The organism is Flavobacteriales bacterium, assembly GCA_029248105.1.
Classification (GTDB): Bacteria; Bacteroidota; Bacteroidia; order Flavobacteriales; family UBA7312; genus UBA8444.
Map to the genome: position 1 here is coordinate 158,105 of JAQWJZ010000030.1, position 26,470 is coordinate 184,574.

At 35.2% G+C, this 26,470-nt stretch carries 25 protein-coding genes and 1 tRNA gene; 11 read left to right on the forward strand and 15 right to left on the reverse strand.

Features of this window, described 5'->3' with window-relative positions:
- Nucleotides 1–138: 138 nt before the first annotated feature.
- The 5 genes from mtaB to P8I29_05850 are packed head-to-tail and all read left to right on the forward strand — an operon-like array spanning nt 139 to nt 4,812.
- Nucleotides 139–1,455 carry a tRNA (N(6)-L-threonylcarbamoyladenosine(37)-C(2))-methylthiotransferase MtaB gene (gene mtaB, locus P8I29_05830; protein MDG1917322.1) on the forward strand — a complete coding sequence of 439 codons (1,317 nt, stop codon included), beginning with the start codon at nt 139–141 and terminating at the stop codon, nt 1,453–1,455.
- A gap of 10 nt (nt 1,456–1,465) precedes the next feature.
- The gene (locus P8I29_05835; GenBank protein MDG1917323.1) at nt 1,466–2,623 is read left to right on the forward strand and encodes a prolipoprotein diacylglyceryl transferase; all 1,158 of its coding nucleotides are present in this window, start codon (nt 1,466–1,468) and stop codon (nt 2,621–2,623) included.
- Nucleotides 2,624–2,637: 14 nt separating this feature from the next.
- Nucleotides 2,638–3,630, forward strand: coding sequence for a patatin-like phospholipase family protein (locus tag P8I29_05840; protein MDG1917324.1), 993 nt, complete (start codon nt 2,638–2,640; stop codon nt 3,628–3,630).
- Between the two features lie 34 nt (nt 3,631–3,664).
- The gene (locus P8I29_05845) at nt 3,665–4,237 is read left to right on the forward strand and encodes a hypothetical protein (protein ID MDG1917325.1); all 573 of its coding nucleotides are present in this window, start codon (nt 3,665–3,667) and stop codon (nt 4,235–4,237) included.
- A gap of 26 nt (nt 4,238–4,263) precedes the next feature.
- A complete protein-coding gene (locus P8I29_05850) occupies nt 4,264–4,812 on the forward strand; it encodes a hypothetical protein (GenBank protein ID MDG1917326.1) in 549 nt (182 codons plus the stop codon).
- Here P8I29_05850 and P8I29_05855 read toward each other — a convergent pair.
- A complete protein-coding gene (locus P8I29_05855; protein ID MDG1917327.1) occupies nt 4,809–6,221 on the reverse strand; it encodes a sodium:solute symporter in 1,413 nt (470 codons plus the stop codon). The genes P8I29_05850 and P8I29_05855 overlap by 4 nt on opposite strands.
- 4 nt (nt 6,222–6,225) lie before the next feature.
- On the reverse strand, nt 6,226–6,840 hold the full coding sequence (recR, locus tag P8I29_05860; protein MDG1917328.1) for a recombination mediator RecR: 615 nt from the start codon (nt 6,838–6,840) through the stop codon (nt 6,226–6,228).
- A gap of 103 nt (nt 6,841–6,943) precedes the next feature.
- Between recR and P8I29_05865 the strand changes: the two genes are divergently transcribed.
- Genes P8I29_05865 through P8I29_05890 form a run of 6 tightly spaced genes read left to right on the forward strand, consistent with a single transcriptional unit; the run spans nt 6,944 to nt 11,494 of the window.
- Nucleotides 6,944–7,807 carry a glycosyltransferase family 2 protein gene (locus tag P8I29_05865; protein ID MDG1917329.1) on the forward strand — a complete coding sequence of 288 codons (864 nt, stop codon included), beginning with the start codon at nt 6,944–6,946 and terminating at the stop codon, nt 7,805–7,807.
- A gap of 53 nt (nt 7,808–7,860) precedes the next feature.
- Nucleotides 7,861–9,186 (forward strand): dihydrolipoamide acetyltransferase family protein, encoded by a 1,326-nt coding sequence (locus P8I29_05870; protein MDG1917330.1) that lies wholly within the window; start codon nt 7,861–7,863, stop codon nt 9,184–9,186.
- A gap of 8 nt (nt 9,187–9,194) precedes the next feature.
- Entirely contained in the window at nt 9,195–9,959 is a 765-nt protein-coding gene (locus P8I29_05875; protein MDG1917331.1) for an exonuclease domain-containing protein, read from the forward strand.
- A 1-nt stretch (nt 9,960) separates the two neighbouring features.
- Entirely contained in the window at nt 9,961–10,329 is a 369-nt protein-coding gene (locus P8I29_05880; protein ID MDG1917332.1) for an SdpI family protein, read from the forward strand.
- Nucleotides 10,326–10,937 (forward strand): fumarylacetoacetate hydrolase family protein, encoded by a 612-nt coding sequence (locus tag P8I29_05885; protein MDG1917333.1) that lies wholly within the window; start codon nt 10,326–10,328, stop codon nt 10,935–10,937. The genes P8I29_05880 and P8I29_05885 overlap by 4 nt, the downstream gene beginning before the upstream one ends.
- Nucleotides 10,934–11,494 (forward strand): adenylosuccinate lyase, encoded by a 561-nt coding sequence (locus tag P8I29_05890; GenBank protein ID MDG1917334.1) that lies wholly within the window; start codon nt 10,934–10,936, stop codon nt 11,492–11,494. Before P8I29_05885 ends, P8I29_05890 begins: the two co-directional genes overlap by 4 nt.
- On the opposite strand, the gene P8I29_05895 is transcribed toward P8I29_05890, so the two are convergent.
- The 13 genes from P8I29_05895 to P8I29_05955 form a co-directional block, all read right to left on the reverse strand.
- Nucleotides 11,491–13,098, reverse strand: coding sequence for a S8 family serine peptidase (locus tag P8I29_05895; protein MDG1917335.1), 1,608 nt, complete (start codon nt 13,096–13,098; stop codon nt 11,491–11,493). The two genes, P8I29_05890 and P8I29_05895, sit on opposite strands and share 4 nt — an antisense overlap.
- Complete coding sequence (gene mnmA, locus P8I29_05900) at nt 13,095–14,210, reverse strand: tRNA 2-thiouridine(34) synthase MnmA (GenBank protein ID MDG1917336.1); 1,116 nt, start codon at nt 14,208–14,210, stop codon at nt 13,095–13,097. The genes P8I29_05895 and mnmA overlap by 4 nt, the downstream gene beginning before the upstream one ends.
- Nucleotides 14,179–14,853, reverse strand: coding sequence for a toxin-antitoxin system YwqK family antitoxin (locus P8I29_05905; GenBank protein ID MDG1917337.1), 675 nt, complete (start codon nt 14,851–14,853; stop codon nt 14,179–14,181). The genes mnmA and P8I29_05905 overlap by 32 nt, the downstream gene beginning before the upstream one ends.
- A 48-nt stretch (nt 14,854–14,901) precedes the next feature.
- Complete coding sequence (locus P8I29_05910) at nt 14,902–15,711, reverse strand: hypothetical protein (GenBank protein MDG1917338.1); 810 nt, start codon at nt 15,709–15,711, stop codon at nt 14,902–14,904.
- A gap of 173 nt (nt 15,712–15,884) precedes the next feature.
- On the reverse strand, nt 15,885–17,366 hold the full coding sequence (locus P8I29_05915) for a hypothetical protein (GenBank protein MDG1917339.1): 1,482 nt from the start codon (nt 17,364–17,366) through the stop codon (nt 15,885–15,887).
- A 37-nt stretch (nt 17,367–17,403) separates the two neighbouring features.
- Entirely contained in the window at nt 17,404–18,024 is a 621-nt protein-coding gene (locus P8I29_05920; protein ID MDG1917340.1) for a class I SAM-dependent methyltransferase, read from the reverse strand.
- A 127-nt stretch (nt 18,025–18,151) separates the two neighbouring features.
- Nucleotides 18,152–18,508 carry a hypothetical protein gene (locus tag P8I29_05925; GenBank protein MDG1917341.1) on the reverse strand — a complete coding sequence of 119 codons (357 nt, stop codon included), beginning with the start codon at nt 18,506–18,508 and terminating at the stop codon, nt 18,152–18,154.
- 96 nt (nt 18,509–18,604) lie between these two features.
- Nucleotides 18,605–18,678: transfer RNA gene (locus P8I29_05930), tRNA-Arg, on the reverse strand.
- 54 nt (nt 18,679–18,732) lie between these two features.
- The gene (gene plsY, locus P8I29_05935) at nt 18,733–19,362 is read right to left on the reverse strand and encodes a glycerol-3-phosphate 1-O-acyltransferase PlsY (protein MDG1917342.1); all 630 of its coding nucleotides are present in this window, start codon (nt 19,360–19,362) and stop codon (nt 18,733–18,735) included.
- Between the two features lie 26 nt (nt 19,363–19,388).
- Nucleotides 19,389–23,825, reverse strand: coding sequence for a hypothetical protein (locus P8I29_05940; protein MDG1917343.1), 4,437 nt, complete (start codon nt 23,823–23,825; stop codon nt 19,389–19,391).
- Nucleotides 23,822–24,643: a 50S ribosomal protein L11 methyltransferase gene (prmA, locus tag P8I29_05945; protein ID MDG1917344.1), complete on the reverse strand. Its 822-nt coding sequence runs from the start codon at nt 24,641–24,643 to the stop codon at nt 23,822–23,824. The genes P8I29_05940 and prmA overlap by 4 nt, the downstream gene beginning before the upstream one ends.
- Nucleotides 24,643–25,392 (reverse strand): triose-phosphate isomerase, encoded by a 750-nt coding sequence (gene tpiA, locus P8I29_05950; protein ID MDG1917345.1) that lies wholly within the window; start codon nt 25,390–25,392, stop codon nt 24,643–24,645. The genes prmA and tpiA overlap by 1 nt, the downstream gene beginning before the upstream one ends.
- 1 nt (nt 25,393) lies before the next feature.
- Nucleotides 25,394–26,470, reverse strand: a complete 1,077-nt coding sequence (locus P8I29_05955; GenBank protein MDG1917346.1) for an ABC transporter permease — start codon at nt 26,468–26,470, stop codon at nt 25,394–25,396.

Genomic DNA, 26,470 nt, shown 5'->3' on the forward strand with positions numbered 1-26,470 from the left:
TAAAAAAACAACATTATGCTTTGGTCAGCATTTTATTTTACGGCTAACATATTGTAAAGGTTACACTATTTGTATTTTTTTTGCATTCTAAGTAAACTTATCCCCTATAAACAATAGAAAAAGTTAATTTTGCAGCAAATGGATAATCAGTCTACAGTAGCATATTATACCCAAGGTTGTAAACTTAACTTTTCAGAAACCTCTACCATTTCTAGGCAATTAGCCCAAGAAGGCTATCACAAGGTTGATTTCAAGGAAGTTGCTGACATCTATGTTATTAACACATGCTCGGTAACTGAAAATGCCGATAAAGAATGTAAACGCCTAGTTCGTACCGCTTTAAAGACTTCTCCTGAGGCTTTTATTGTAATCGTTGGCTGCTATGCCCAACTTAAGCCAGAACAAATATCTGAAATCGATGGTGTAGATTTGGTTCTTGGTGCAACGGAAAAATTCAAACTCAATCATTACCTTAATGATTTAACTAAAAAACAGCAGACTGAAATTCATTCTTGTGAAATTGACGATGCCAATTTCTTTGTTGATGCCTATTCTATTGGTGACAGAACTCGAGCCTTTTTAAAGGTGCAAGATGGTTGTGACTACAAATGCACTTATTGTACTATTCCATTGGCTAGAGGAATTAGCCGAAGCGATAAACTAGAAAATGTGCTTAATAATGCCCAATCCATTTCTGAAAAAGGTATTCAAGAAATAGTACTTACTGGTGTTAATATTGGCGATTATGGCAAAGGAGAATTTGGCAATAAAAAGCACGAACATACCTTTCTTGATTTAGTTAAAGACTTAGATGAGGTAGAAGGTATAAATAGACTTCGAATTTCTTCTATTGAACCTAACCTTTTAAAGAATGAAACCATTGAATTTGTAGCCAATTCTAAGGCCTTTGTCCCCCACTTTCATATTCCTTTACAGTCAGGATCTGACCATATATTAAAGAAGATGAAAAGACGTTACCTCACCGATTTGTATGTGGATAGAGTGAATACTATCAAGTCCTTGATGCCTCATTGCTGTATTGGAGTAGATGTTATTGTAGGTTTTCCCGGTGAAACGGAAGAGCATTTTTTAAAAACCTATAACTTTCTCAACGAACTGGACGTTTCTTACTTACACGTTTTTAGCTATTCTGAACGAGCCAATACCGAAGCAGCAGAGATGGAAAATTCAGTAGATAAAGGTGTTCGACACAAGAGAAGTAAAATGTTAAGAGTCCTTTCTGCAAAGAAGAAAAGACACTTTTATGAGCAACAACAAGGCAGTGTACGAACTGTACTTTTTGAAAGTGAAAATAAAGATGGTTTTATGTATGGCTTTACTGAAAATTACATTCGAGTAAAAGCCCCTTTTAATGAAAAATGGATAAACCAACTGATGCCTACAAAACTAAACACTATAGATGAAAATGGAATTTTTATCTTTGAATCTAATTAAATAAACCCTTATGTATCCAAACATCAGCTACTTACTCAACGACCTTTTTGGTATATACATTCCACTACCTATTCAGACCTTTGGATTTTTTGTTGCCCTAGCTTTTATTTTCTCTAGCTGGACTTTATCTTTAGAACTGAAACGTAAAGAAAAAATAGGCTTGATAAAAGCTATTCAACGCTCCAAAGTCATCGGAAAAAAAATAAGCAATACACAACTCCTTTCTGCTGCTACAGTAGGGTTTATTATCGCATATAAATTGATTTATGCCGCACTCAATTACTCGGATTTTGTAGCTAATCCTCAAGCCATCATCTTATCTACTGACGGACATATTTTAGGGGGTATTTTAGGGGCTGTACTCAACGCATATTCTAAGTACAAAGAAGTTAAAAAACAAGAGTTAGACACCCCAAAAACCATCAGTGAAACAGTACACCCCTATCAATTGGTAGGAAACATAACGATGATAGCGGCTATTGCTGGTATTTTAGGTGCTAAAATTTTCCATAACCTTGAGAATTTTGGAGATTTTATGGCTGACCCTGTTGGTCAATTGTTATCCTTTAGTGGCTTAACCTTTTATGGAGGCTTAATTTGTGGAGCAATAGCTGTTATCTATTACGTTAAAAAATACGGCATCCACTATAAAGTTATTAGTGATGCAGCAGCACCAGGGCTGATGTTGGCCTATGGTATTGGACGTATGGGATGTCACTTTTCTGGCGATGGTGATTGGGGCATTACTAACCTAGCACCAAAACCCGATTGGCTAAGCTTTTTACCCGATTGGGCGTGGGCATATACCTACCCTAATAATGTGATTAATGCTGGTGTTCCTATCGAAGGTTGTGTTGGTAATTATTGTAACGAACTGCTTTATCCAGTCTTCCCTACTCCTATCTATGAAATTATAATGGCATTGGGCTTATTTACTCTGCTGTGGTACTTACGCAAACGCATTAATATTCCGGGAATGTTATTCGGTATATATATGATAGTAAATGGTCTAGAACGTTTCTTTATTGAAAAGATAAGAGTCAATACCAACTACATACTATTCGGACAAGAAATTACTCAAGCTGAACTGATTTCCTTGGCTATGATGATAAGTGGTCTAGCAATAGTGTACAGGCTATATACACAACATAAAAAAACGGCAACTTAAAAATTAGTTTTGCCATGAAAAACATCTTATTAATTCTTCTTTTTTGTCAACAACTGTATGCACAAAACACCATTAAAAATTTAGTTTTTGAAGGTGCAGGAGTGCGTGGTATAGCTTATGCAGGAGCTATTAAGGAATTGGAAAACAACAAGCTAATTAGTCAAATAGAAAAAGTAGGTGGTACTTCGGCAGAAGCTATTACGGCTATGATGTTAGCTCTAGGATATTCTTCAGATGAAATCGGTGAAATTATATCACAAACTAAATTGAATAAATTTAATAATGGTAAATACTTATTTTTTGGAGGCATATATAGAATGAAAAAACAATTTGGCTGGTATAAAGCCAAACGATTTGATAAATGGCTAACAACAATTATAGAGAACAAAACCGCCAATCCGAACATTACTTTTTCAGAACTTAGCCAACAAGGGTACATCGATTTATACGTAACGGCAACTTGCCTAAACAAACAAAAATCTCTACTACTTAGTAAAGAAACCTACCCAGCTATGAAAATAAAAGATGCTGTACGTATTTCTATGTCTATACCTCTTTATTTTGAAGCGGTATTTATAGATAGTCTAGTAAATGTTTACGAGAAGCCAAAAGAAAACCAAGAACTAGATATTATGGTCGATGGAGGAATAGTCTTAAACTACCCCATTACAATATTCGATAGCATCTCTGAGGGTAAACGAATTATTAACCCAAATACCTTGGGTTTCAAAATAGAAAGAGCCGAACAAATACAATACGACAACAAGCACCAAGTGCTTGCTCCAATGGCAATACATCAACTCGATGATTATGTATCGGCTTTGAATAACTATGTTATTGAAAACCTAAATAATAAAGGGCTCAAGCAAGAAGATTGGAATCGTACAGTATTTATATCTTCTGAAGGCATTTCGCCCAAGATTAAAGAACTTAAAAAGGAAGAAAAACAAAAACTAATAGACAGCGGCAGACATTATAGCCAAAACTATTTGAATAGTTTTCATTAGTTTCTATATTTGAATCATCTTAAAGCAAACTACTATGAAAAAACTATTCCTAATCGTCCTATTATTTTCTGCTATTATATGCTTCGCTCAACAGAAAAAAGAGGCTAAAAATGAAGTTACTATAAGTCCGGTGTCTATTTTTTTTGTGAAACCGACAATAACTTATGAAAGGCTTTTTAAAGATGGTGTTCATTCTGTTGGAATAGATTTAGGAATGCATTTTGGAGAAAATACTGATAAGAATAGAATAAAAATTATGGATCATGATATTTTTGAAAAAAATATTATTAGACCATTTTACCGCTTGTATTTTGGCGAGAATTACAACAAAATTTATTTTGAAAGTCATCTCAGTTTTGATAAGCTTTACTACCACAACCCTTATCACTACAACTTTTATGATGATCCAATAAGATTAGATTCAGCATTCAATAAAATCGGATTAGGGTTTAATATTGGATACAAAAAAGTTTCTACTAAAAACTTTGTTTTTCAATTGAAAACTGGAGTTTCAAAAGATTTTAAAAATAAATATTCATCTGGATTTCATTCAGTTAACCTAAGCTATCGATTCACAGCATTACTTTCTATAGGAAAACGTTTCTAAACCAATAACATTAAAGCCATTTGATTATGAAAAAAATATTATTAATAAGCCTTATATTATCTAGTATTTCGGCATACTCTCAAAAAAATGAGATTTCAATAAACCCACTTAACATACTATATAAAAGACCTGTTATAAGCTACGAAAGGCTTTTAAATAATAATCATTCTGTTGGTATAAATATTGGCAATTATTTTGGAAATGAAAAATATGAATATACACTTGTAAGTCCACAATACTATTATAAACAAATTATTCGACCTTATCATAGAGTGTATTTTGGAAAAACCCATTCAACTTTTTATATTGAAACACATCTAAATTTCGACCTTTTTTATATATACAAAGATGAAATTTATCTACCTCTTCAATTTCGTAAAAAATTTCGTAAAACAGGATTAGGCGTAGCCTTTGGCTATAAATATCTAAACAGTAAAAACTATTTTATCCAAATTATGAGTGGTCTATCAAAAGACTTTAACAATAAAGATGTTTATGAAAATTTTCAAGGTAATTTAGGCTATCCTATGAGTATCGACTTCATTGGAGGTATTACTATCGGCAAACGTTTTTAAGCTCTTTTAATTAATAGACACAACCCTAAGAACGTAATCCCTCCATTGACCATCAGTAATTCGAAGCCAAAAGGAATATACAACTGTAAGACATAGGCTATTACAGGAGATAAAACAGCCACAATAGGCACTGCCCTATCTTTAATATTCCATTTTGTGAAAATACCAAAAGCAAACAGTCCCAACAAAGGTCCATAGGTATAACCTGCAACCTTAAAGAGAGCCGAAATAACACTATCGTCGTTAATAGCTTTAAAAATGAGTATAGCCACTACCAACAATAAAGAAAAGCCCACATGTACCCATTTCCTAGTTTGCACTTGTTGTCTGTCTTCTTTCTGCTCAATATTTAAGAAATCAATACAAAAGGAGGTTGTCAAAGAAGTTAACGCAGAGTCGGCACTAGAATAAGCGGCAGCTATTAAGCCCAGTATAAAGAAGATACCAACCCCTAAACCTAAATCGGCTTTTAAAGCGACTAGAGGGAATAAATCATCGCCTTTGCTAATGTCCATACCTATTTGTTCGGCATAGAGATACAATAAAGCCCCTAAAGCCAAGAAAAAAATATTCGCAACGATTAGCACCACACTAAAGGAATACATATTCTTTTTAGCGTCCGACAAACTCCTACAAGATAGGTTCTTTTGCATCATATCTTGATCTAAGCCCGTCATTACAATAGCCAAAAAAGCACCCGAAAGGAATTGTTTTAAAAAGTGCTGTTTGCCCTCCCAAAAGAATATCTGAGAGTAATCGCTCTGTCTAATCGTTTGAGTCAAATCCAACAAACCTAAATCCATTTTATCAGAAATCAGCCATATACTCACCCCTACTGCCAAAAGCATAAATAGAGTCTGTAGAGTGTCTGTCCATATAATGGTTTTGATACCACTTCTAAAAGTGTAAATCCAGATAAGTACAATAGTTAATGATACCGTCAGCCAAAAAGGCACATTCCAAGCATCAAAAATGGCTATTTGCATAACGTTAGCCACCAAATACAAACGAAAAGATGCACCTATAGTTCTAGAAAGTAAGAAGAAAAAAGCCCCTGTCTTATGCGTACTTGCACCAAACCTATCGCCCAGATAAGCATAAATAGAGGTTAAGTTCATGCGGTAATAAATGGGCATTAAAACGTTGGCTATGACAAAATATCCTGCCGTCATACCCAAAATCATCTGCATATAACTGAATTGACTGTCGGCCACCCAGCCCGGAACAGAAATAAAGGTCACCCCAGAGAGTGTTGCCCCTATCATTCCGAAAGAAACAATGTACCAAGGCGACTGTTTGTTGCCTAAGAAAAAAGCATCGTTGCTATCGCTTTTACCTGTAAAATAGGAAATGAGAATAAGCACAATAAAATAAGCTGCAACGATAGAAAGTATAAGAATAGGTGTCATATCTTTAAGCTAGAGAGTTTTCGTAAGGTGTTCTATTGACTATGGAACGACCAAGAGTCACTTCATCGGCATATTCAAGCTCGTCTCCTACTGAAATACCACGAGCAATAACACTCATTTTGACATCGTATTCCTTCAATCGTTTAAAGAGGTAAAAATTAGTAGTATCCCCTTCCATAGTTGTACTCAATGCCATTATAACCTCTTTGACCTTGCCACTAGCCACTTTAGTAATCAAAGTTTCTATATTGAGGTCGGCTGGTCCTATGCCGTCCATAGGAGAAATGATTCCTCCCAAAACATGGTATTTACCCTTAAACTGATGTGTGTTTTCAATAGCCATTACGTCACGTATATCTTCAACAACACACAAAATACTATCTTCACGATTGGGATTGGAACACAACTCACACAACTCTATATCTGAAATGTTATGGCAAGATTTACAATAAGAAATTTTACTTCTCAGATCGATAAAAGCCTCACCAAAATCACGTACTTCATCTTTATCCATTTTCAAAAGATGTAAAGCCAAACGCATAGCCGATTTACGGCCTATGCCTGGTAACTTGGCAAACTGTTCTACTGCATCTTGTATCAGTTTAGAGGAAAAGTTCATAAAACAAAAATAAGAGAAACAATGTAAAAAATAATGATATTGATTTAGAGTTATTGACAAAGAGCAATCCTTGTAATTCAACTTAAATTCTATCTTTGCGACTATGCAATTGTCGGTTATCATTGTTAATTATAATGTCAAAAATCTCCTCAGAGATTGTTTGTTAAGTGTGCAAAAGGCAGCACTCAAGCTAGACACAGAAATAATTGTGGTAGACAATGCTTCTAGTGATGGGTCTGTAAAAATGCTTCAAGAAGAATTTAAAGGCGTTAAACTCATTGCTAACTCTAAAAATGTTGGTTTTTCTACTGCCAACAATCAAGGTATTGCTCAAGCTAAAGGACAATATATTTTAATCCTCAACCCTGACACCCTAGTTTACGAACAGACTTTTAACGATTGCATGAAATTCTGCTCTGAAAACACCAACTGTGGCGGTATTGGTGTTCAGATGCTAGATGCAAATTCTAATTTCCTCAAAGAATCCAAACGAGGCTTTCCTACCCCTAAAGATTCTTTGTTAAGGTTGAGCTTTCTCAATCGCTTATTTCCCAAATCAGCCTATTTCAATGGTTATTATCTTGGTCATTTGAATAAAGATGAAAATCATAAAGTCGATGTGTTGGCTGGGGCTTTCATCTGGATTAAGAAATCCATAGTTGATGAAGTAAATGGCTTAGATGAGCAATTCTTTATGTACGGCGAAGACATCGACTTCTCTTACCGCATACAACAAGCTGGATATGACAATTATTATCTAGGGACTATTTCTATTTTACATTACAAAGGAGAAAGCACCGATACTTACAGTTTTAAATATATCGAACGCTTTTATGGTGCTATGAAAATTTTCTCTAAAAAGCATTACCCCTATTCTTATCCACTTTATCATTTGGGAATCAATACCTTAATAATTCTACACGGTGTTTTTAATTATTTTAGAAGATTACTTCTTAAAAAAGGGTGATGATTAAGTGATATATTTTACTAATTTAGCCACACAAACTAACACACTTTTAAATGGCAAAAATCGAGTTAATAATGCCGAAAATGGGCGAAAGTGTAGCAGAAGCTACTATCATCAGTTGGCATAAAGAAGTAGGCGAAACCATTGAAATGGATGAAACCATTGTTGAGATTGCAACCGACAAAGTCGATTCAGAAGTGCCATCTTCTCTAGAAGGTGTGTTGGTAGAAAAACTTTTTGATGTCGATGCTGTCGTGAAAGTTGGTGAGCCTTTTGCTATTATTGAAACTTCTGCTGAGGAAAGTAATGAACCAGCCACTCAAGAAAAAATGCCAGAAAGCCCTGCTTCTACTCCAGAAGTAGCCCAGAAGATAGAAGAAGAGATTGCCCAAGTCAAAGAAAGTGTACAAAAAATAGAAAATAAAGGTGAACGTTTTTATTCTCCACTGGTACGTTCTATTGCTAGTGAGGAAGGGTTAAGCATTGCTGATCTTGATCAAATTACTGGTAGCGGGAAAGATGGAAGAGTTACTAAAACCGATTTGTTGGACTACCTACAAAACAAAGGCACGTCAGCACCTACTGTTGAAGCTCCAAAAGTACCAACACCATCCCCTACTCCAACACCAAAAGCAGCAACAAGCACACCACCCAAAGTGAGTATGAGTGGCGATAAAGAAATTGTTGAAATGGACCGTATGAGAAAGCTCATTGCAGACCATATGATTATGTCCAAGCAAACCTCTCCACACGTTACTTCCTTTGTAGAAGCTGACGTTACAACTCTTGTAAATTGGAGAAACAGAATCAAAGACGACTTCAAAAAACGTGAAGGACAGAACATTACCTTTACACCTATCTTTATAGAAGCAGTAGCCAAAGCCATTAAAGATTTTCCTATGATAAACGTATCGGTAGATGGTACAAATATCGTAGTTCATAAAGATATCAATATTGGTATGGCGGCAGCCCTACCCTCAGGTAATTTGATTGTCCCTGTGGTCAAAGGTGCTGACCAGATGAATTTAATGGGCATTACCAAAACGGTTAACGATTTGGCAAACAGAGCACGTAACAACCAACTGAAACCTGATGAAATACAAGGCGGTACTTTTACCCTGACTAATGTCGGTTCTTTTGGTAATGTTATGGGTACGCCAATTATTAATCAGCCTCAAGTAGCCATTATGGCGGTTGGTGCAATAAAGAAGAAACCAGCAGTTATAGAAACACCTCACGGCGATTTAATAGGAATACGTCATATGATGTTCTTATCCCTATCTTACGACCATAGAGTAGTTGATGGTGCACTAGGTGGCAGTTTTCTTAGAAAAGTAGCCGATTACCTTGAACAATTTGACGATAACACTAGCATTTAAAATATCTTATGGAATTAACACTTAAAAAGCCAATTGTATTTTTCGATTTAGAAACAACAGGTGTGGCTGTTGCCAAAGACAGAATTGTAGAGATATCTATCTATAAAGTACACCCTAACGGCAACAAAGAAAGTAAAACATGGTTGGTAAATCCTACCATACCCATTCCTGCAGAAACTACTGCCGTTCATGGAATTGACGATGCTAAAGTTGCCAACGAGCCTACTTTTAAAGAATTAGCTCATGACATTAAAAACATGATGGAAGGATGCGACCTAGCTGGTTACAATTCTAACCGTTTTGATATCCCCTTGTTGGCTGAAGAATTCCTGAGAGCTGACTTGGATTTTGACATGAAAAAACGCAAGGCAGTAGATGTGCAAAACATTTTCCACAAAATGGAACAGCGTACCCTTTCGGCTGCCTACAAATTCTATTGTGAAAAAGACCTAGAAAACGCCCATAGCGCTGAAGCCGATACACAAGCGACTTATGAAATTCTAACGGCTCAACTCGATAGATATGATGAATTAGAAAACGATATTGATTTTCTATCTGAATTTTCTACTCGAGGAAAACCTTTTGCTGATATGGCAGGATTCATTGTCTTTAATGAGGACAACGAAGAATGTTTTTCATTTGGCAAATACAAAGGACAAACCGTTGTTAGTGTATTGCAAACCAATCCGGGCTATTTCTCTTGGATTCAACAAGCCGATTTCCCCCTATACACCAAGAAAGTACTGACTCAAATTAAACTCAGAGATTTCTAAAATGGAAGAAAGTTCTAATATTTTTCTACATCTTTTAATAGGTCCATTACTGTTAGTATTAAGTCTTATTTTCTTCTATTTCCCTCCTAAAAAAATTAATTTGATTTATGGACACAGGACCACATTATCTATGAAGAATCAAGATACTTGGAACGAAGCCAATAAAAGAAGTCCTTATATGATGCTTTTAGTTTCGGCTATTACTTGTATCTTTCAATTGATAGGAATTGTTTTTAATATAGCATTTGATAAAACAATTCTTTACGCTACTATTTTTTTAGTCGCTGGATTAATTATTGGAGGAATATTGATAGAACAACAATTGAAAACCATTTTTGATAAAGACGGCAATAGAAAAAAGCAGGTATGAAAATCATTTGTATAGGAAGAAATTATGTCAATCACGCCAAAGAATTGGGCAATGCTATCCCTAGTGAACCCGTATTCTTTCTCAAGCCAGATACTGCTATTTCGCCCAAAGGTCACCCTTTTTTTATTCCTGATTTCACAAACAATGTGCATTACGAGGTAGAATTAGTAATTAAAATCAATCGTCTAGGCAAACACATCGAAGAGCAATTTGCTCATAAGTACTACAGTGAGATTGGTCTAGGAATAGACTTTACTGCAAGGGACATTCAAGAAGAGGTTAAAGCTAAGGGTTTACCATGGGAAAGAGCCAAAGGTTTTGATGGCTCGGCAGTTATCAGCCGTACATTCATAAACAAAGAAGAATTGGATATAAACAACATCGGTTTTTCATTAAGTAAAAATGGGGATAACGTTCAAGAAGGCAATTCTAAAGATATGCTCTTTAATTTCGATAAAATCATTGCTTATATCTCGCAGTTTTACACCCTTAAGATTGGTGACCTTATCTATACAGGAACACCTGCTGGTGTTGGACAAGTAGCAAATGGCGATGTGCTAGAAGGTTTTATCAGCACTCAAAAGATGTTTGTTGTTAAGGTGAGATGAAAAAAGAAGCTCTTATCCATGAATTAACTGTTATGCAAAATGCGGCTTTAGTTCATAGAAATAAGGCTTGTCAATATGTCTTAAATGACAAATCCAATATTCCTTTACTTATTGAACTTACCTTTGAAATAAAGGTCAAATTATCTATTCGAGCCGCTTGGATTTTAGAACTCGTCTGTAAAGAATCCTTAAATCACATCATTCCTTACCTAGATACCTTTATTCAAAATATGGATAAAGTAAAATTTGATAGTGCCAAACGCCCGTGCGCCAAAATAGGCGAACTCATCGCTTTGGATTACGAAAATGACGGCATCATAAAAACTAAGCTCACACCAAAACATAAAGAACAATTGATAAGTTGTTGTTTTGACTGGATGATAAGCAATGAAAAACTAGCTGTTGACGCCTATGCTATGATGATTTTATACATTTTTGGAAAAGAAATAGATTGGATTCATCAAGAATTAAGCAGTATTTTAGAGAATAATATGGCTAATAAAAGTGCTGGATATAGAGCACGAGGTTTGAAACTTTTAAAGCTAATGAAGACTTAATCCACAATGTTTAGTCTTTCCACACGCACCTCATTTCCTACAGTAGCCTCAAGCAAATAAATACCTGATTGTAAAGAAGGGATTTCAATAGGCATCATAGTATAAGACCAAGCGATATTATCTTCCATAATTACTCGCCCTTGCATATCTATTAAACGATAAGATATATCCGTATTATTAGCTGTATAAAGATAAGCGACAGCATTGCATTGTACTGGATTAGGATAAATATCTAAAGCCACTTCTTCTACATCTTCAAGAGCTAGTAATAAAGCATTCGCTAAAGCATAGTTGGGAATACCGTAACCCAATTGCTCGTCAGGATTCTGATAAAGGTGGGCACTCTGTATAATAGCATCTATAATTTGCATATTACTCTTATCGTAGTGCGATTGCCACAAACAAGCCGTCATTCCTGCAATAATAGGCGATGAGAAAGAAGTGCCATTGCTAGTAGATATAGCATTACTAGATGTAATAACCGTAGTGTTACCCCCTTGAGCTGAAACAGATGGCTTGACTCTACCGTCTGAAGATGGACCATAAGAAGAAAAAGAGGATACTTGTCTGTCCCCATAGACCGAACCCACACTCAGAATACTATCTGCATCGGCAGGGGCACCAATATAATACCAAGGGTTATTGCCCGAATTACCCGCCGAATTGCATACAATCATTCCCTTTCTACTCGCCATAGTAGCAGCACGAGTAATGACCGTAGTCTTTCCATCCAAATCAGCATAGGTATGGTTTTGAGATTCTATATCAAAGGTCGTATAACCTAGGGAAGAATTGATGATATCTACCCCTACACTGTCGGCAAATTCGGCAGCTACTGCCCAATTGTATTCTTCAATAAGCGTTTCACTACCAGCGTCTTCAGTTCTTAAAAGCCAATAACTGGCTTTTGGAGCAGTACCCCTAAATTCATCTTGTATATAGCCTCCCATAACTGAAAGAACAGACATACCGTGATAATTATCCTCGTAAACAGAACTTTCTCCATCTACATAATCCCATGTACCAAGAATCTGATTATTAGCAAACAAATGCTCAAAAGCATCTATCCAATCCGTATTTCTAAAACCAGCATCTAAAACTGCTATATGCATCCCTTGACCTTGATAGCCTTGCTCATGCAGGCTAACACCCTCAATCATTTCTATCTGATTTCTTGCATCACCATAATCATTTTCAAAAACGATATCATCGAATTTTGACGATTGTCTGCCGCCTAATAAATCAAAGAAAATTTGTAATGTATCCACTTGTTTCACAAAATCTAACGCAAGCAAAGCGTCTGCATTATTACCTGAATATAAGGCTGTTACACCATTAAACCATTTGCTTTTGTTGAGGATTGTAAATCCCAAATCTTGTAAGGTCAAAAGGTAACTCGTAGGTATGGGCAAATCGGAATAATGTAAAGGTATATTTTGTTTTTCTCGGCGGTCAATAGCTCTTTGAGAAAATAAATCTAAAGGTGAAAAGTCACTTACTAAGTGACTGCCTTTGTCTTCGAAAGCAATCCATAGTTTTACAGAGAGACTATCTTGTGAAAAGGCTAGTATTGGAAATAATATGAGGAAAGTTAAAAGTCTCATTTTTTAGCTATGAAACCTCCTCCCAATACATCATTACCTTCGTAAAACACTGCCGATTGTCCCGGTGCAATACCTTCTACTTTCTTATGAAACAGTACTTTTATTTCGTTATCAAGATTGGTCAAGGTGGACTGCTCCCCTTTATGCTTGTAGCGTACTTTGGTTAAACTTTCAAAGTCATTAGGAATACGGTCGTACTTGATAAAGTTTAAGCCTTTAACAATCATTTCTTGCTTGTTCAAATCTTCTTTTGTACCAACCACTACTTCATTCGTTTCTGGCTTTATTTCTACAACATAAGAGGCTTCTAATCCGAATGAAACACCCAGTTTACGCTGACCAATGGTGTAAAAAGGATAACCGTCGTGAGTACCTATCACCTCTCCCTTGGTATTGATGAAGTTTCCTCCTTTAACCTGCTCTTCTAAACCCTCAACTTTACGCTTTAAAAAGCCTCTATAGTCGTTATCTGGAATAAAGCAAATTTCATAACTCTCAGGTTTCTTTGCCAATTCCTCATAACCTCTATCAATAGCCATCTGCTTGATATCGTCTTTATGGTATTGCCCCATAGGAAAAATGGTTCTGCTCAAACACTCTTGAGAAAGCCCCCAAAGGACATAAGATTGGTCTTTCCATTCGTCAATACCCTTAGATACCACATAACGACCATTTTCCTCCCTTACCTGTGCATAATGTCCAGTAGCAATGTATTTACAACCCAATTGATCGGCACGTTTTAAAAGAGCTTCCCACTTGATGTGTGTATTGCACAATACGCAAGGGTTAGGTGTTCTACCTGCAATGTATTCGTCCACGAAGTTATCAATGATATAATCACCAAATTCATTACGAATATCGAGTATTATATGGGGAAAACCGCAATCTACCGCCAACTGACGAGCATCGTTTATGGAGTCCAAACTGCAACAGCCTGTTTCCTTGTTCGAGCCACCAGAATTGACATAATCCCATGTCTTCATTGTTATACCAACCACCTCATAACCTTGCTCATGTAGCATCAAAGCAGTAACGGTACTATCAATACCACCACTCATGGCGACTAACACTTTTTCTTTCTTATCCATCTTGCCTTCCTTGAGAGATTCCATCAATGTATTCTATCTGATAATCAAAAGATTTATCGTCTTTATAATACTTCCAAATACCCACTTTGATATCGTTTGAATATTTGCCTTGGTATTTTTTCACTCCTTCTGAATTGTAAAGGGTGTATGTGCCTTCTAATTTATTTGCTGCATAGTTCGCACTTACCTTTAATTGTCCGTTCCTGTAATACTGCAGACTTTTTCCCTCTTTTTTACCTGCTGAATAGGTCGTCTTATCTAGTACATTACCATCGGCATAAAATAAAGTTGTCTCCCCTTCTAACTGACCGTTTTTGTAATTCTCCTCTCTTATAAGATTTTCTCTAGTGTCGTAATATTTCCAAAGCTGTTCTTTCTGTTCATGTATATAAAGTCCCACTGCTTTGACCTTATTGTTGGAATGGTACAGACGAGCTGAAGCATATTCACCCTCGTTAAAGTATTCCAAATTGGCTTTTAAAAGACCACGTTCGTTATAGTACAAAAATATACCTGAAGGTTTATCATCAATAAAGCTACCTTCATAGCGCAATTGTCCGTTGTCGTAATTTTGTGACCACTTGCCTTGCTTATGCCCTAAATCGTCAGTGATATTCTGAGCAAAAGTGATGGCAGAAATAAGTAAAAAGAAAATGATTTTATACATAGTGCAAAATTAATAAGAAATCGGTCTAAATAAACAAAGATTGATTTTCTATTTTAAATCCAGAAAAAAAACACCGAATACTACATTGAATTGACTGAAAAAGAACGATTGTTTGGCTACATCTATTGTGTTACTTGTCGTTCTTATATGCGGCATATTTATCCATCCTCCCTTGAGTTCGGCTTGAATAAAAACCTTTTTGTAATCAAAACGTAAGCCTGTAACTATACTCGCACCATATCCCGAGAGATGAAACTCATCGAAGCGTTCGTGCCCCAAAAGTGTTGTATTGGTCTTAGGAACTATAAGACCTAAACCCAATCCGTGCATTTCACTCATTTTAAAACTCTTGTATTCTGTTAAAAGCTTAGTTTTTCGCAATTCCACATTGACATAGTTTAGTCCATCGGTATGTTCAAACTGTAAAAAATCTGGTGAAAGGCTTATCTCATCGCTTGAATAATTACCATCATAAGGAGTATTGCTTTGTGCTATTTCTCCTGATATACTTACCTTTTGGTTGGCTACCATCAAATACTTCATGTGATCCATCCCAATGGATATATCATAATTGTTTTTCAGATAATAACCCAAGCGATAATTGTACTGTGGAATGGTAAATGTAGTTGGGCTAAAATAGGTAGAAAAGTCAAAGGCCGTTTGTCGATCTTTTGCTTGAACATCGCTCAAAATGAAATCATAATGCTCACCACTGAAATGTAGGTTTGATGTCGAATACTGAGAGCCATTCCAACCCCAGTATAGATAAAAAGAACCTACTTTATTTTCTTGCTCCACCCCTTGACCCAAAACTAAAAAAGGCATAAAATAAAGAATGAAGAAAAAAGATGTTTTCATAAGTAACACTGCAAAAATAGATTATTTATTCAGCCTACAACCAATGATTCCATTATAGAATATAACTAATACTAAATGGACTATGTTAGGCAGGAACAATATATTCAAACTGTTAAACGCTGGTATTCGTTTTTAATCGTTCTATTTTGTTGCTTTGATAATTAGGAATTGGCTTATTTTAGTTTATTTCTTATCATATTATTTATAATAATACTCATGTTAGAATCTACAAGCATACTTCCACTTGAAGTTATGGAACCAGTTGAAAATACTGATCCGCCATTTGGTGTTTCAAAATAGACCATATCGGCACCTCCGTGCCTGCTTGCTCCTTCTTTACCTAATTCATAAACAGCTTCTTGTTTTACTCCTCTAGCCAATAGAATAATATTGTCAGGTGAATTGGAGGTCATTTTATCAGTTTCATGACCAGATGCATATTTGCGATTAACACTTTTTCCAAATAAATCTCCATTTTCCAACTTGGTGTTTTCAAATAACCAATGATCTTCATTAATCACAACATATGGCATATATGTATCATAGCCAACTGCATCGTAAGCTGCGCCTAGTATCTTTTCCTCAGGTTTGCCAAGGTCTCTCCATTTTCCTCCTTTAGTAGAATCAGACTCATGAACACCTTGCGTTTTTATACACTCAATAGTATTGTTAGAAAGAGTAACCTTCCAGTACATACCGTTTGCCCCTATATGACATAAAGACCCCTTCTTATTAATATATGTCTCCATCCCATCAAAAGCATTTCGAGTCCAATATTCTGAATGAGTATTTAAAAATACTAAATCATAATCCATAAGTAAATTGGGGTTTAAATGAATATCAGTATCTGAAACGATGTCAAAACTATATTTTTCCCTTTCCAACCAATGAATAAGAGCTAATTCAGCATCAAACAGATGGCCTTTATACTCAAGGCCACCTACTATTTTAATAGGTCTTAATAAACTTAATTGTGAAGACTGTTTTTTAATTTTACAAGAATCATTAACCTCGTATCTGTAAAAATTGGCTTTACCCCAACCGTTGTAGGCATGCCACGTATTGGTTGATGCTACACATAATATCTTATTTTTTATTGGACTCTTTACAATTATTGGGATTTTAAATTGGTGATATTCATTAGACAAATTAATGGTCATATAGCTACTAACAGCATTTTTAGGTATCTTTATTTTATTTGTTAATATCCAATTACAACCATCTTTAAATGCGCATTGATTATAATTTTGAACAATACCGTTGCTATCATTAATTAATAATAACGATTTAGAGTCTAGGCTTTGATCTACCAATTCAATTTTAAAGTTTTTGCTTTTTGAACTTATGTATAGTTCTACAGTCTCTCCAGGTAAATAAGATATTTTATCTGTATATCCTTCAATCTTAGAATCGTTTTGTATGATTAAGGTAGAATCACATAAACAGTGTAATGAGTCTGCTCTAGAAATTGAATCTATTTGTGGTTTTGTTTGTGGTTTTATTTGTGTTTGATTTGTATTCGTATCACATGAATAGAACATGAATGCAAGAGGTAAAACAAATAAGGCTTTTAGTCTGTTTTTATTCCTGTTGAATACGAACAATTTAATCGTATCTAATACTAAATAAAGAATGAAGAAAAAAGATGTTTTCATAAGCAAATACAACAAAAATATTGATTGATAGTTTCTACTATATTTTTCTAAAACTACAAAAAACAAAGTTCTGAGTAGTGTCGAATGGTGTTTGGTGCTCTACCCTAATGCAATTAATTTTCTCGAACAAAGGTTTCAATCGTTCGGTCATTGAGCTTTCCGAATATTGTTTAATGTTTATCCCACTGCATTTTTTTGGGCCATCTTCTGAAAATGTGCCTATCACTAAAACACCAGATGAATTTATATTTTGTTCAGCTATTTTCAAATAGCTAGATATATCTTGTTCTTCTGTCAAAAAGTGAAATGCTGCTCGGTCGTGCCAAAAGTCATATTTTTCTGTCGGATTAAAAGCTGCTGCATCTGCAACAATCCATTTTACATTTTGGGCTTTTTCAGCAAGTCGTTGTTTTGCTCTTTCAATGGCTGCTGATGAAATATCAAGTACCGTAACATCCGTATAACCCAAATCGAGTAAACTATCTACCAAAAAACTGTCACCACCACCAATATCAATGATTTTTGCTGTTTTTGGGACATTAAATTCCATAATAAAATCCAATGAAGTGATGGGGATCGGTTGATACCAACTTACCTCTTTTAACTCTTTGGTCTGATAGACGTTCTCCCAATGTTTTTTACGGTCAAAATTTTCCATTATTGCAACTTTAGTTGAGTTGTAAAATTCTTTAAAGCCTAAACTTTAACATTATCAAAGATACCAACTTTAAGTTTAGTAGTAAGTTCGCAATTTAGGTATTCACAACTTTATTATTTATTTAACATCAACACCCAGTTTCACGGTTTACTTTAATCCAAACTTTAGGTGAGACTTTATTTCTAAAGGCATCGTATTTTACGATAGATTTAATTTTTATTTTTTTCAAATTGTAAAATTCAATTTCCTCATTACTCATCGAATGTACATCGTCTGCATCTGCTGCTGTTAGGGTAAACCCGTAAAAAACTGTATCCATACCTATTTGCTCAAATAAGTCGATGAATAAGTTATGCTCTTCAGAATTTCTTGGGTATTCGTAGCCTTCTTTATCTCCATCTGACCAAGAATCTGCTAAGAAAAAAGAATCTTCACATGTTGTAAATAGGATAATTGACAAAATGATTAGGGTGTACTTTTTCATAGTTTTAAAATATTGGTTGTGCTTAACTTGACTACTACCTGACTTGTGGAAATAAAAAAATCCCCAAGACAATATTGTCAAGGGGATTATAAAGTGTGAACTCGGAGGGAGTCGAACCCCCAACCTCTAGAGCCGTAATCTAGTGCACTATCCAGTTATGCTACGAGTCCAAATTCGTTTGCAAATATAAATTAGCTAATTGAATATGAGTACAAAAAATGAAATTATTTCTTCTTTCTTAGTTTGACCTTATTCTCATCGCCCCTTACTAGTCTTTCAATATTCCTTTGGTGGGTGGCAATCAATAATACCGGAACAAAAATGGAAAATATCATCATGGTCGGCACTAGGTTATCAGATAGATAGTACACCCCGAAAGGGAAAAACAAACCAGCAAAAATTGAACTTAAAGAAACGTATTTTGAAAACAATAAAGTCAGCACGAAAATAACGATAGATATAACTGCCGCTTCAGGGAAAACGCCAATCATAAAACCTAGTAGCGTTGCGACACCCTTTCCTCCTCTAAAACCTACATATACAGGAAAGACATGACCCAATACAGCCGCAATACCAAAAGCTAACTGCAAATTGATATATATTTCTGTTGAAGGCACATAGCTTGTAAACCATACCAAATCCACAGCAATAAAGCCTTTCAATACATCTAGAATTAGAACAGGAATTCCTGCTTTTTTTCCTAGAACTCTAAAGGTATTGGTTGCTCCAGCATTGCCACTACCGTATTCTCTAACGTCAATGCCTTTAAATAGCTTACCAGCTATTATACTAAAAGGTATAGAACCTATGAGGTAGGAAAGAATTAGAAATACAATATTAGACCCTGTAAGCATAACGGCTAAAATATAAAGTTTGACTACTACCTAAAGAAACGCTTTTTGAAGTTATCAACATCTGTTTCTGAAGATAAATCGTATTGGTATTGGGCTTGTCCTTTGGATGCTGGCAGCTTCTTTTGTTGGGATTTCACTTCCAAGATACCAATGTTATAGTCTTCTATTGAAGAGCGACTAAGTAAGACCTCATTAGAATAGGTGAAGAAATACCATTCGCCAATATCTGTTTCTAAATACACATTAAAGATATCACCAGAATAGTCTTTATTGAGTTCCAAACGTCCTTTGTAAAGTTTGTTGATTTGAAAATCATTGACATTACCCAAGCCTAACATTTTCTTAGACATAATACTTGAATTCTCTTGATCCCACTCTAAGTTTACATCGTAGAAATAAAGTGTTTTCTTCAACTTAGAAGGTAATTTTTCAAACTGCCCATACATTTCGTATTCGAAAGATAAATCTTCATTCTGTAATATTCTGTTGAAGTTAGGAATATAAAAACTCTCTTTCATCTCCAATTCATCTGCCATAGGATCATTATATAAATCTTGCCCCATAAATTCCATAGCGTTTTTACTCATATAAAAATCTAGAGATAACATACATTTGGTTTTAAATGTATTTTCTACAGCGTTGTAGTTAAAATTACCAATGGTAGAAACATCTACTCTTCCTAAATCTAAACCGAGATTAAATTCTCCCTCTCCTTTCATCACACAACCTTCATTGGTCATAGTGAACTTACTAGCTAAAGAGTCTGTCTTGTCTTCTACAATAAACATAGAACGAGATGGATTGTAAGATAAATAACCATTAATAGGCATCATTACCAAGTCTGTTTCTATCTCTAAAGAAGACAAGAAAGCGGGGTATATCCTATCGTCAGACATGATAGGACCTACATAAAGATTCTTGCCGTTTTCGTCGAGCACCTCACCACCAATAGGCAATTGTATATCTTCAACACCTACATAATCGTTAAACTTTACCCAACCGTCTTTAACCAAATAACATTCGTGTTGTACTTGAAAAGCACCATCGTAATAAAACTCCTTTTGCGAGCCTTCCATCTTAACCGAACCTTTGTACGAAAACTGAGGGTTAAATTTAAAGTCTCTTTCAGCACTGATAGTTCCAATACCTACCGATTGATAAATACTGTCCACATACAAAGAATCAAATTTTATTAATTGCTCTTCAACTCCTCTACCCTTGTAGTTTACTGAAGCTTTACCAGAATAACTTTTACCTCCATAAATATTTATGTCAGCATCAAACAACTCATGATAACGTTCTTCTCTATTTACTAAAATCGATGCAGCAGTGAAACTTCTCATTATGGCACCTGTCTCTACCGTTACATTGCCATCGGCAGGATAAATAGCAGCATCGGCCACTTGTATCTCATCAACTTCTTGTGCTTCTATAATATAATCTTTCAAACTATAAGTGGCTTTTCTGGACACAAAAGACAAAGAGTCTTGATCTAGATGAGTCGATACAAACCGAGAGCCACTACCCCCTTCAGAAACCCCTAGTTCTACCATACTCCTATCCATAAACCACTTTAACTCATCAATGAAGCAGATGTATTGATTTTCAGGGAAAGCCACAAACGAATTGTTACCATTGGATTGAAAAGTACCTGTTCTTTCAATAAGATTAATTTCTGTTCGCAGATTTACAGACTCAAAAGCAATAGCCTTAAAATCATCGGAACGGTGCAAGACAAAATCAGCCGTGTCTGCATTAAATTCATTGTGATTAAAATAATATAAATTAGAACTTAATTCAGAGTCTTCTAAATACACTTTTCCCGCTCCTGTAAGACCTGTGGGGCGAAGGAAAAAGCGTCCATCTAGAGTGGCTTTAGCTGAATATAACTCCAAATCTTCTGTCTTTTTTTCTACGCTAAGAACATCTTCATAAGGCAACCAATGCTCATAAATGACATTACCACTAGCCTGTGGGAATTCGGCTATGTTAGCAGTTCTTTCAAGCTCAAAAGTATTGGCATGTGTATTCATAGAATCTGGAAAGAATACGTAATCGTCTGATTGTGTCGTTGAGGATAAATAATCAAAGCCTCCTTTACCTCTTAAGCCAGACTTATTTAGCGTTAACCTATTATTGGCGTGGAATTGTCCTTTGTCACCATAAAGAGGGTATCCGGCATCAGGAATATCAATAACAAAACCTAGAGCATTATCCTCTTGTACTCTTAGCTCTTCCCTAAAGTTAGGGAATATATTTGCCGAATTCAGGTCGCCAGGAAAGCTTAATGAAGAACGGTTATAAGAATCTAAAGAATCTATTTCAAAAGGGTCTATATCGAAGTAAAAACGCTCTCTATCATACACTCCAGAAAATATTTCTTCTTGATCGTAATACACCTTTGAACGATCGTAACTTCTTATAATGGGGTATTCAGGATAATCTTCTTTCCAAATACCCGATTTATTGATGTTTGTATCTACTAACAACTCACCATTAGCAATAGTAATTTCATTCTCCAAGGGCTCTAAAAATAATTCTCCCTTTTCATCGTATTTTTCTTGATTATTAGGTATCCATACTACGGTAGAAGCGTTTTTAAAATACAACCTAAAATCTTCGTAGTTAAATGTGATGTCTTCAGACTTAATTCTAAAACGTCCACCAGCTCCAGCAATAAGGCGTCCTCCCATAGTGAAATTACGTCCTTCTTTAACAACAATTTGCTGTTTTGTAGGAAGTGCAATAACATCTCTCACCTCACTAAGTTGTACCCGCTTTACATTAAATACTTTCAAATCCATTGTATTTAAATCTAGGATAGCATTGGCATTATCAACAGGGGCACTTGATTTGAATCGGATTACATCGTGGTCTTCTTTCTCTGATTTTGCCATTAGATAACGTCTAACGTTATCTTTTACTCCTACTATTCCTAAACCAGAATTATAATTAATAAAGCCTTGTTTGGCTAAATTCATCAAAAAACGAATGTCTTGATCGTCAGAGTAGCCTGACAGATTGACGAAGTCTTTTATTAAAAAGGTGTTATTAATACCATATTGTTTATTAAAATCATTAATTCTCACTAAAGGATGTTGTGCGTCAATTCCTAACAAAGCATCGAAATGTTGTTCTGTATAATATCTATTTGATTCAAAAAAGGCTGGTTGACTTGTATTGGTTGGTAGAGTTCCAAAAATTAATTGGTCTTCGTCAATATCCCAACCTAACTTCTGAAAACGCATATCCAGATCATGGTAAGTGTTGACATAAGGTGCTGAAGAAATACCATCATCATCAGAAATTAAATCTAACCTTCTATTTTCTTGGTCATAGATAAGGTTCAAACCAGGATGTGTTATAGAGTCATTAGAAAACATAATGTTTACAGATGCATTAGATGCCAATACCCTCTTACCAGTTATAGCAATTCGTTCTGAAGAAATTCTAACAAATTGCTTACCATTACGATAAAATATTAAACTTGCCAATTGTCCCTCTCCTCCTTTAGAAACAAAACGATTGCCATATAAAGAATAGCCTCCTTCAAAGTCAACATCTTCTATTAAGTCGGAAAGAGTAATTTTCTTATCGTATGAATCAAACTTAGGGTAGGCAACCTTACTGTCTTTTTTATTTCTTTCAATAAGCTTATTCTCTAACTTCCCGATTATCGGTTTTTCATCAAACACCATAAGGTTGTAAAAACGAACAGAATCAGCCGAAAAATTAGGCTTCTTTAATGCTATTTTATAGTCGGTAAGTTCAGCATATACTTCAGCAAAACTATAACCAGCTTTTCTCCAATCAACAAAACCGCTCTGCCCTTTCCACTGACCTGAAATAGGATAAAAACTACCGTTAGTCTGTGCTATTTTCATAGTGTCGCCTCGAGCAATACACATTAAATCAATGGGTTGAATGTATTTGATGACAGGTACACTATCTTCTAATCCAAAAACATAGTTTAAGGTAGAAGTATGCCAACTTAAAGCTCGGTTTCTAAACAGTGTGTTTTTAGAAAATAAATCATTGGAAAGGCTGAAAAATTTCAATTGCCTTGATGTGGGTGCCGTTTCTAATAAAAAACTTACTATCTCCGACCAATTATTAAACTGTGAATCAAAGGTTTCGGCATTAGAAAAAGATAAAATAGCCTCAATTAAAGATTCAAAATGTGTAGGTCTTTTTCTGTCTTTCAACATTTTGTTGGATACCTCAATAATAGTTGCCTTTTTATCAGAAGAAAAAGTCTTTCCTTCCCATGACTTAGTAAACTTTTTCATCATCTTTTTGGTATCTTCTGAAGAAGAACCAGATAGCATAAAAGTGTTTAACTCTTCAATATATGTAGTGTTGTCGTCTGAGAATGCCTTTAGCCTTTTACCCGACTGAGCACATAGGGAAGATGTTAGAATAAGTAAAGAAAATAGTAAAGTTAGTTTTTTGATAGCTTTCATTGTTTTTGGAATTTTGCTGTTACCCAATTATTCTTGGAATTGTGGTTTATATACTTTAGTCTATGGCATTCTGCCTCATCTCTAATTAACTCTAAATCCTGTTCATAAAAGCCACTAAATAAAATCAGTCCGTCATGATTTAAATGCTCAGAATAAGCTTGCATATCTTCTAATAAAATATTCCTATTGATATTTGCTAAAATAATATCGAAATCACCATCTATTTCCTCTTTACCCCCTCTATATACGTTGATACATGAAGCACCATTCATTTTAACATTTTCTTTAGCGTTATTATAAGCCCACTCTTCTATATCAATAGCCTGTATATCTAAAGAACCTAATTTCTCAGCTAATATTGCGAGTACTGCAGTGCCACACCCCATGTCCAACACACGTTTGGAAGAAAAATCTAAACCAAGCATAGTATCCATCATACCATATGTTGTAGCATGATGCCCCGTCCCAAATGACATTTTAGGAGTGATTATAATTTCGTACTCTACATCTAATGGCTGATGAAAATCTGCTCTTATACCACACTTCTCTCCTATGGTGATAGGCTGAAAATCGGATTCCCATTTCGCATTCCAATTTTCTGGCTTAATGACTTTATGATCAATATTAATATTGCAATCCAATTGATTGCAAATAGTCTCTATATCTGATAGATTAAAATCGCTTTCTTTAATATAGGCTCTAACACCATTATCAATATCTTCAAAGCTTTCAAACTCAAGATCTGAGAGATAAGCAATAAGTATTTCACTCCAAGGTCGAAGTGGTTGAAACGAAAATAAAACCTCCTTATAGTTCATTAAAAAGCATTGATTATTTGACTAAAGTCATTAGCATTTAAAGATGCACCGCCTATTAAACCACCATCAACATCAGATTTAGAAAATATATCTTCTGCATTTGAAGGTTTACAACTACCACCATATAAAATAGAAAGGTTCTGCGCTATGTCGCTACCATACTTATCAGCAAACAAAGAGCGTATGTATGCATGCATCTCTTGTGCTTGATCTGAAGTTGCTGTTACACCTGTACCTATAGCCCAAACTGGTTCATACGCAATGACTACTTTTGACATATCATCTTCAGACAAATGAAATAAAGCCTCTTCTATTTGATTTTTTACCACCTCAAAGTGATTGCCTGACTCTCTCTCTGAAAGTAATTCACCACAGCAGTAAATAACATCTAAGTTATCGTTAAGACATAAATCTACTTTTTTAGCTAAATCTGAATTATTTTCAGCATGGTATGCCCTTCTTTCTGAATGTCCGAGAATAACGTATTTAGCACCAGTAGAAACAATCATCGTCGTTGATATTTCTCCAGTATATGCACCACTTATATGAGCGCTACAATTTTGAGCACTTACACTAAACTTATCCGAAATAGAAGCAACCTTTTCAAGATGTGTAAAGGGCACTCCTAAAATCACTTCTACATCTGTTGACAATGCGCCAATTTTTTCTACCAATTCATTTGCAAGAACTACACCCTCACTCAAATTCTTATTCATTTTCCAGTTTCCTGCTACAATTTTCTTTCTCATTTTAACTCATTCTAATTCTAGGGTCCAACCATCCGTAAATAAGGTCAACCACAATGTTAATAATTACAAACATGAGAGCAATGGTCAGTACACTACCCATCACAACAGGCAGATCTAACTGATTCAATGCATCTACAATTTCTTTTCCTAAGCCATTCCAAGCAAAAATATACTCTACAAATACAGCCCCTGCTAATAAACTAGCAAACCAACCAGATACGGCTGTCACTACAGGGTTAAGGGAATTTTTTAAAACGTGTTTTCTTAAAACTGTGACAAAGCTCAAGCCCTTTGCAAAGGCTGTTCTGACATAATCTTGTGTCAGCGTTTCTAAAAAAGATGCTCTAGTCAATTGTATAATAACGGCTAAGGGCCTTACCCCTAATGTAATAGCAGGTAGTATGAGGTTAGATAATGTTAAAAATTCTCCCCTACCATAATCGTCAACCGAGTATAAACTTCCTGTCATATTTAATCCTGTAAATTCATTCAATACAAAACCAAATAACCAGGCTATGAGAATGGCTGAAAAGAACGAGGGAACAGACATACCAAGAACTCCAAAGAATAAAGCTACTTTGTCTATCCAACTATCCTTAAATATGGCTGCTAGTATGCCTATGAAAACACCTAAAAATATAGCTATTAGTATAGAAGAAACGGCTAACACAATGGTATTTGGCAAGGTGTCAGAAATGATATCACCAACAGATTTGCCCGATTTTTTAAAAGACGTTCTTAGATAAGGGTATTTGATAACAATATCATTAGAGTTAAAAGCTACCAACTTATAGTAATTATAGGCTTTAGACTGCAGATTAGAATAAGTATTTGGGTCTTGAGAATGAATAGAAATAGGCGATAAATCATTGAGATATAAAGCATATTGAGTAGCTAAGGGTTTATCAAATCCGTATTTAGCTCTAATATTATTTAATTGTTCAGCATCTTCTCTTTGGTCTAACATCATTCGAGCAGGGTCACCAGGAAGAACATTGAACAGTAAAAACACTACCGTAACAACACCCCACATTACTAGGATTCCATAACTCAAACGCTTAAAGAGAAATGCTATCAA

What these genes read in the sequence shown, in the direction of transcription:
- P8I29_05905 (MDG1917337.1), bottom strand. Translation starts at nt 14,853, where the DNA reads ATGTATAAAATCATTTTCTTTTTACTTATTTCTGCCATCACTTTTGCT.
- mnmA (MDG1917336.1), bottom strand. Translation starts at nt 14,210, where the DNA reads ATGGAATCTCTCAAGGAAGGCAAGATGGATAAGAAAGAAAAAGTGTTA.
- P8I29_05875 (MDG1917331.1), top strand. Translation starts at nt 9,195, where the DNA reads ATGGAATTAACACTTAAAAAGCCAATTGTATTTTTCGATTTAGAAACA.
- P8I29_05915 (MDG1917339.1), bottom strand. Translation starts at nt 17,366, where the DNA reads ATGAAAACATCTTTTTTCTTCATTCTTTATTTAGTATTAGATACGATT.
- P8I29_05835 (MDG1917323.1), top strand. Translation starts at nt 1,466, where the DNA reads ATGTATCCAAACATCAGCTACTTACTCAACGACCTTTTTGGTATATAC.
- P8I29_05925 (MDG1917341.1), bottom strand. Translation starts at nt 18,508, where the DNA reads ATGAAAAAGTACACCCTAATCATTTTGTCAATTATCCTATTTACAACA.
- tpiA (MDG1917345.1), bottom strand. Translation starts at nt 25,392, where the DNA reads ATGAGAAAGAAAATTGTAGCAGGAAACTGGAAAATGAATAAGAATTTG.
- P8I29_05850 (MDG1917326.1), top strand. Translation starts at nt 4,264, where the DNA reads ATGAAAAAAATATTATTAATAAGCCTTATATTATCTAGTATTTCGGCA.
- P8I29_05940 (MDG1917343.1), bottom strand. Translation starts at nt 23,825, where the DNA reads ATGAAAGCTATCAAAAAACTAACTTTACTATTTTCTTTACTTATTCTA.
- mtaB (MDG1917322.1), top strand. Translation starts at nt 139, where the DNA reads ATGGATAATCAGTCTACAGTAGCATATTATACCCAAGGTTGTAAACTT.
- P8I29_05855 (MDG1917327.1), bottom strand. Translation starts at nt 6,221, where the DNA reads ATGACACCTATTCTTATACTTTCTATCGTTGCAGCTTATTTTATTGTG.
- P8I29_05885 (MDG1917333.1), top strand. Translation starts at nt 10,326, where the DNA reads ATGAAAATCATTTGTATAGGAAGAAATTATGTCAATCACGCCAAAGAA.
- prmA (MDG1917344.1), bottom strand. Translation starts at nt 24,643, where the DNA reads ATGAACTATAAGGAGGTTTTATTTTCGTTTCAACCACTTCGACCTTGG.
- P8I29_05890 (MDG1917334.1), top strand. Translation starts at nt 10,934, where the DNA reads ATGAAAAAAGAAGCTCTTATCCATGAATTAACTGTTATGCAAAATGCG.
- recR (MDG1917328.1), bottom strand. Translation starts at nt 6,840, where the DNA reads ATGAACTTTTCCTCTAAACTGATACAAGATGCAGTAGAACAGTTTGCC.
- P8I29_05840 (MDG1917324.1), top strand. Translation starts at nt 2,638, where the DNA reads ATGAAAAACATCTTATTAATTCTTCTTTTTTGTCAACAACTGTATGCA.
- P8I29_05910 (MDG1917338.1), bottom strand. Translation starts at nt 15,711, where the DNA reads ATGAAAACATCTTTTTTCTTCATTCTTTATTTTATGCCTTTTTTAGTT.
- P8I29_05845 (MDG1917325.1), top strand. Translation starts at nt 3,665, where the DNA reads ATGAAAAAACTATTCCTAATCGTCCTATTATTTTCTGCTATTATATGC.
- P8I29_05865 (MDG1917329.1), top strand. Translation starts at nt 6,944, where the DNA reads ATGCAATTGTCGGTTATCATTGTTAATTATAATGTCAAAAATCTCCTC.
- P8I29_05880 (MDG1917332.1), top strand. Translation starts at nt 9,961, where the DNA reads ATGGAAGAAAGTTCTAATATTTTTCTACATCTTTTAATAGGTCCATTA.
- P8I29_05895 (MDG1917335.1), bottom strand. Translation starts at nt 13,098, where the DNA reads ATGAGACTTTTAACTTTCCTCATATTATTTCCAATACTAGCCTTTTCA.
- P8I29_05870 (MDG1917330.1), top strand. Translation starts at nt 7,861, where the DNA reads ATGGCAAAAATCGAGTTAATAATGCCGAAAATGGGCGAAAGTGTAGCA.
- plsY (MDG1917342.1), bottom strand. Translation starts at nt 19,362, where the DNA reads ATGCTTACAGGGTCTAATATTGTATTTCTAATTCTTTCCTACCTCATA.
- P8I29_05920 (MDG1917340.1), bottom strand. Translation starts at nt 18,024, where the DNA reads ATGGAAAATTTTGACCGTAAAAAACATTGGGAGAACGTCTATCAGACC.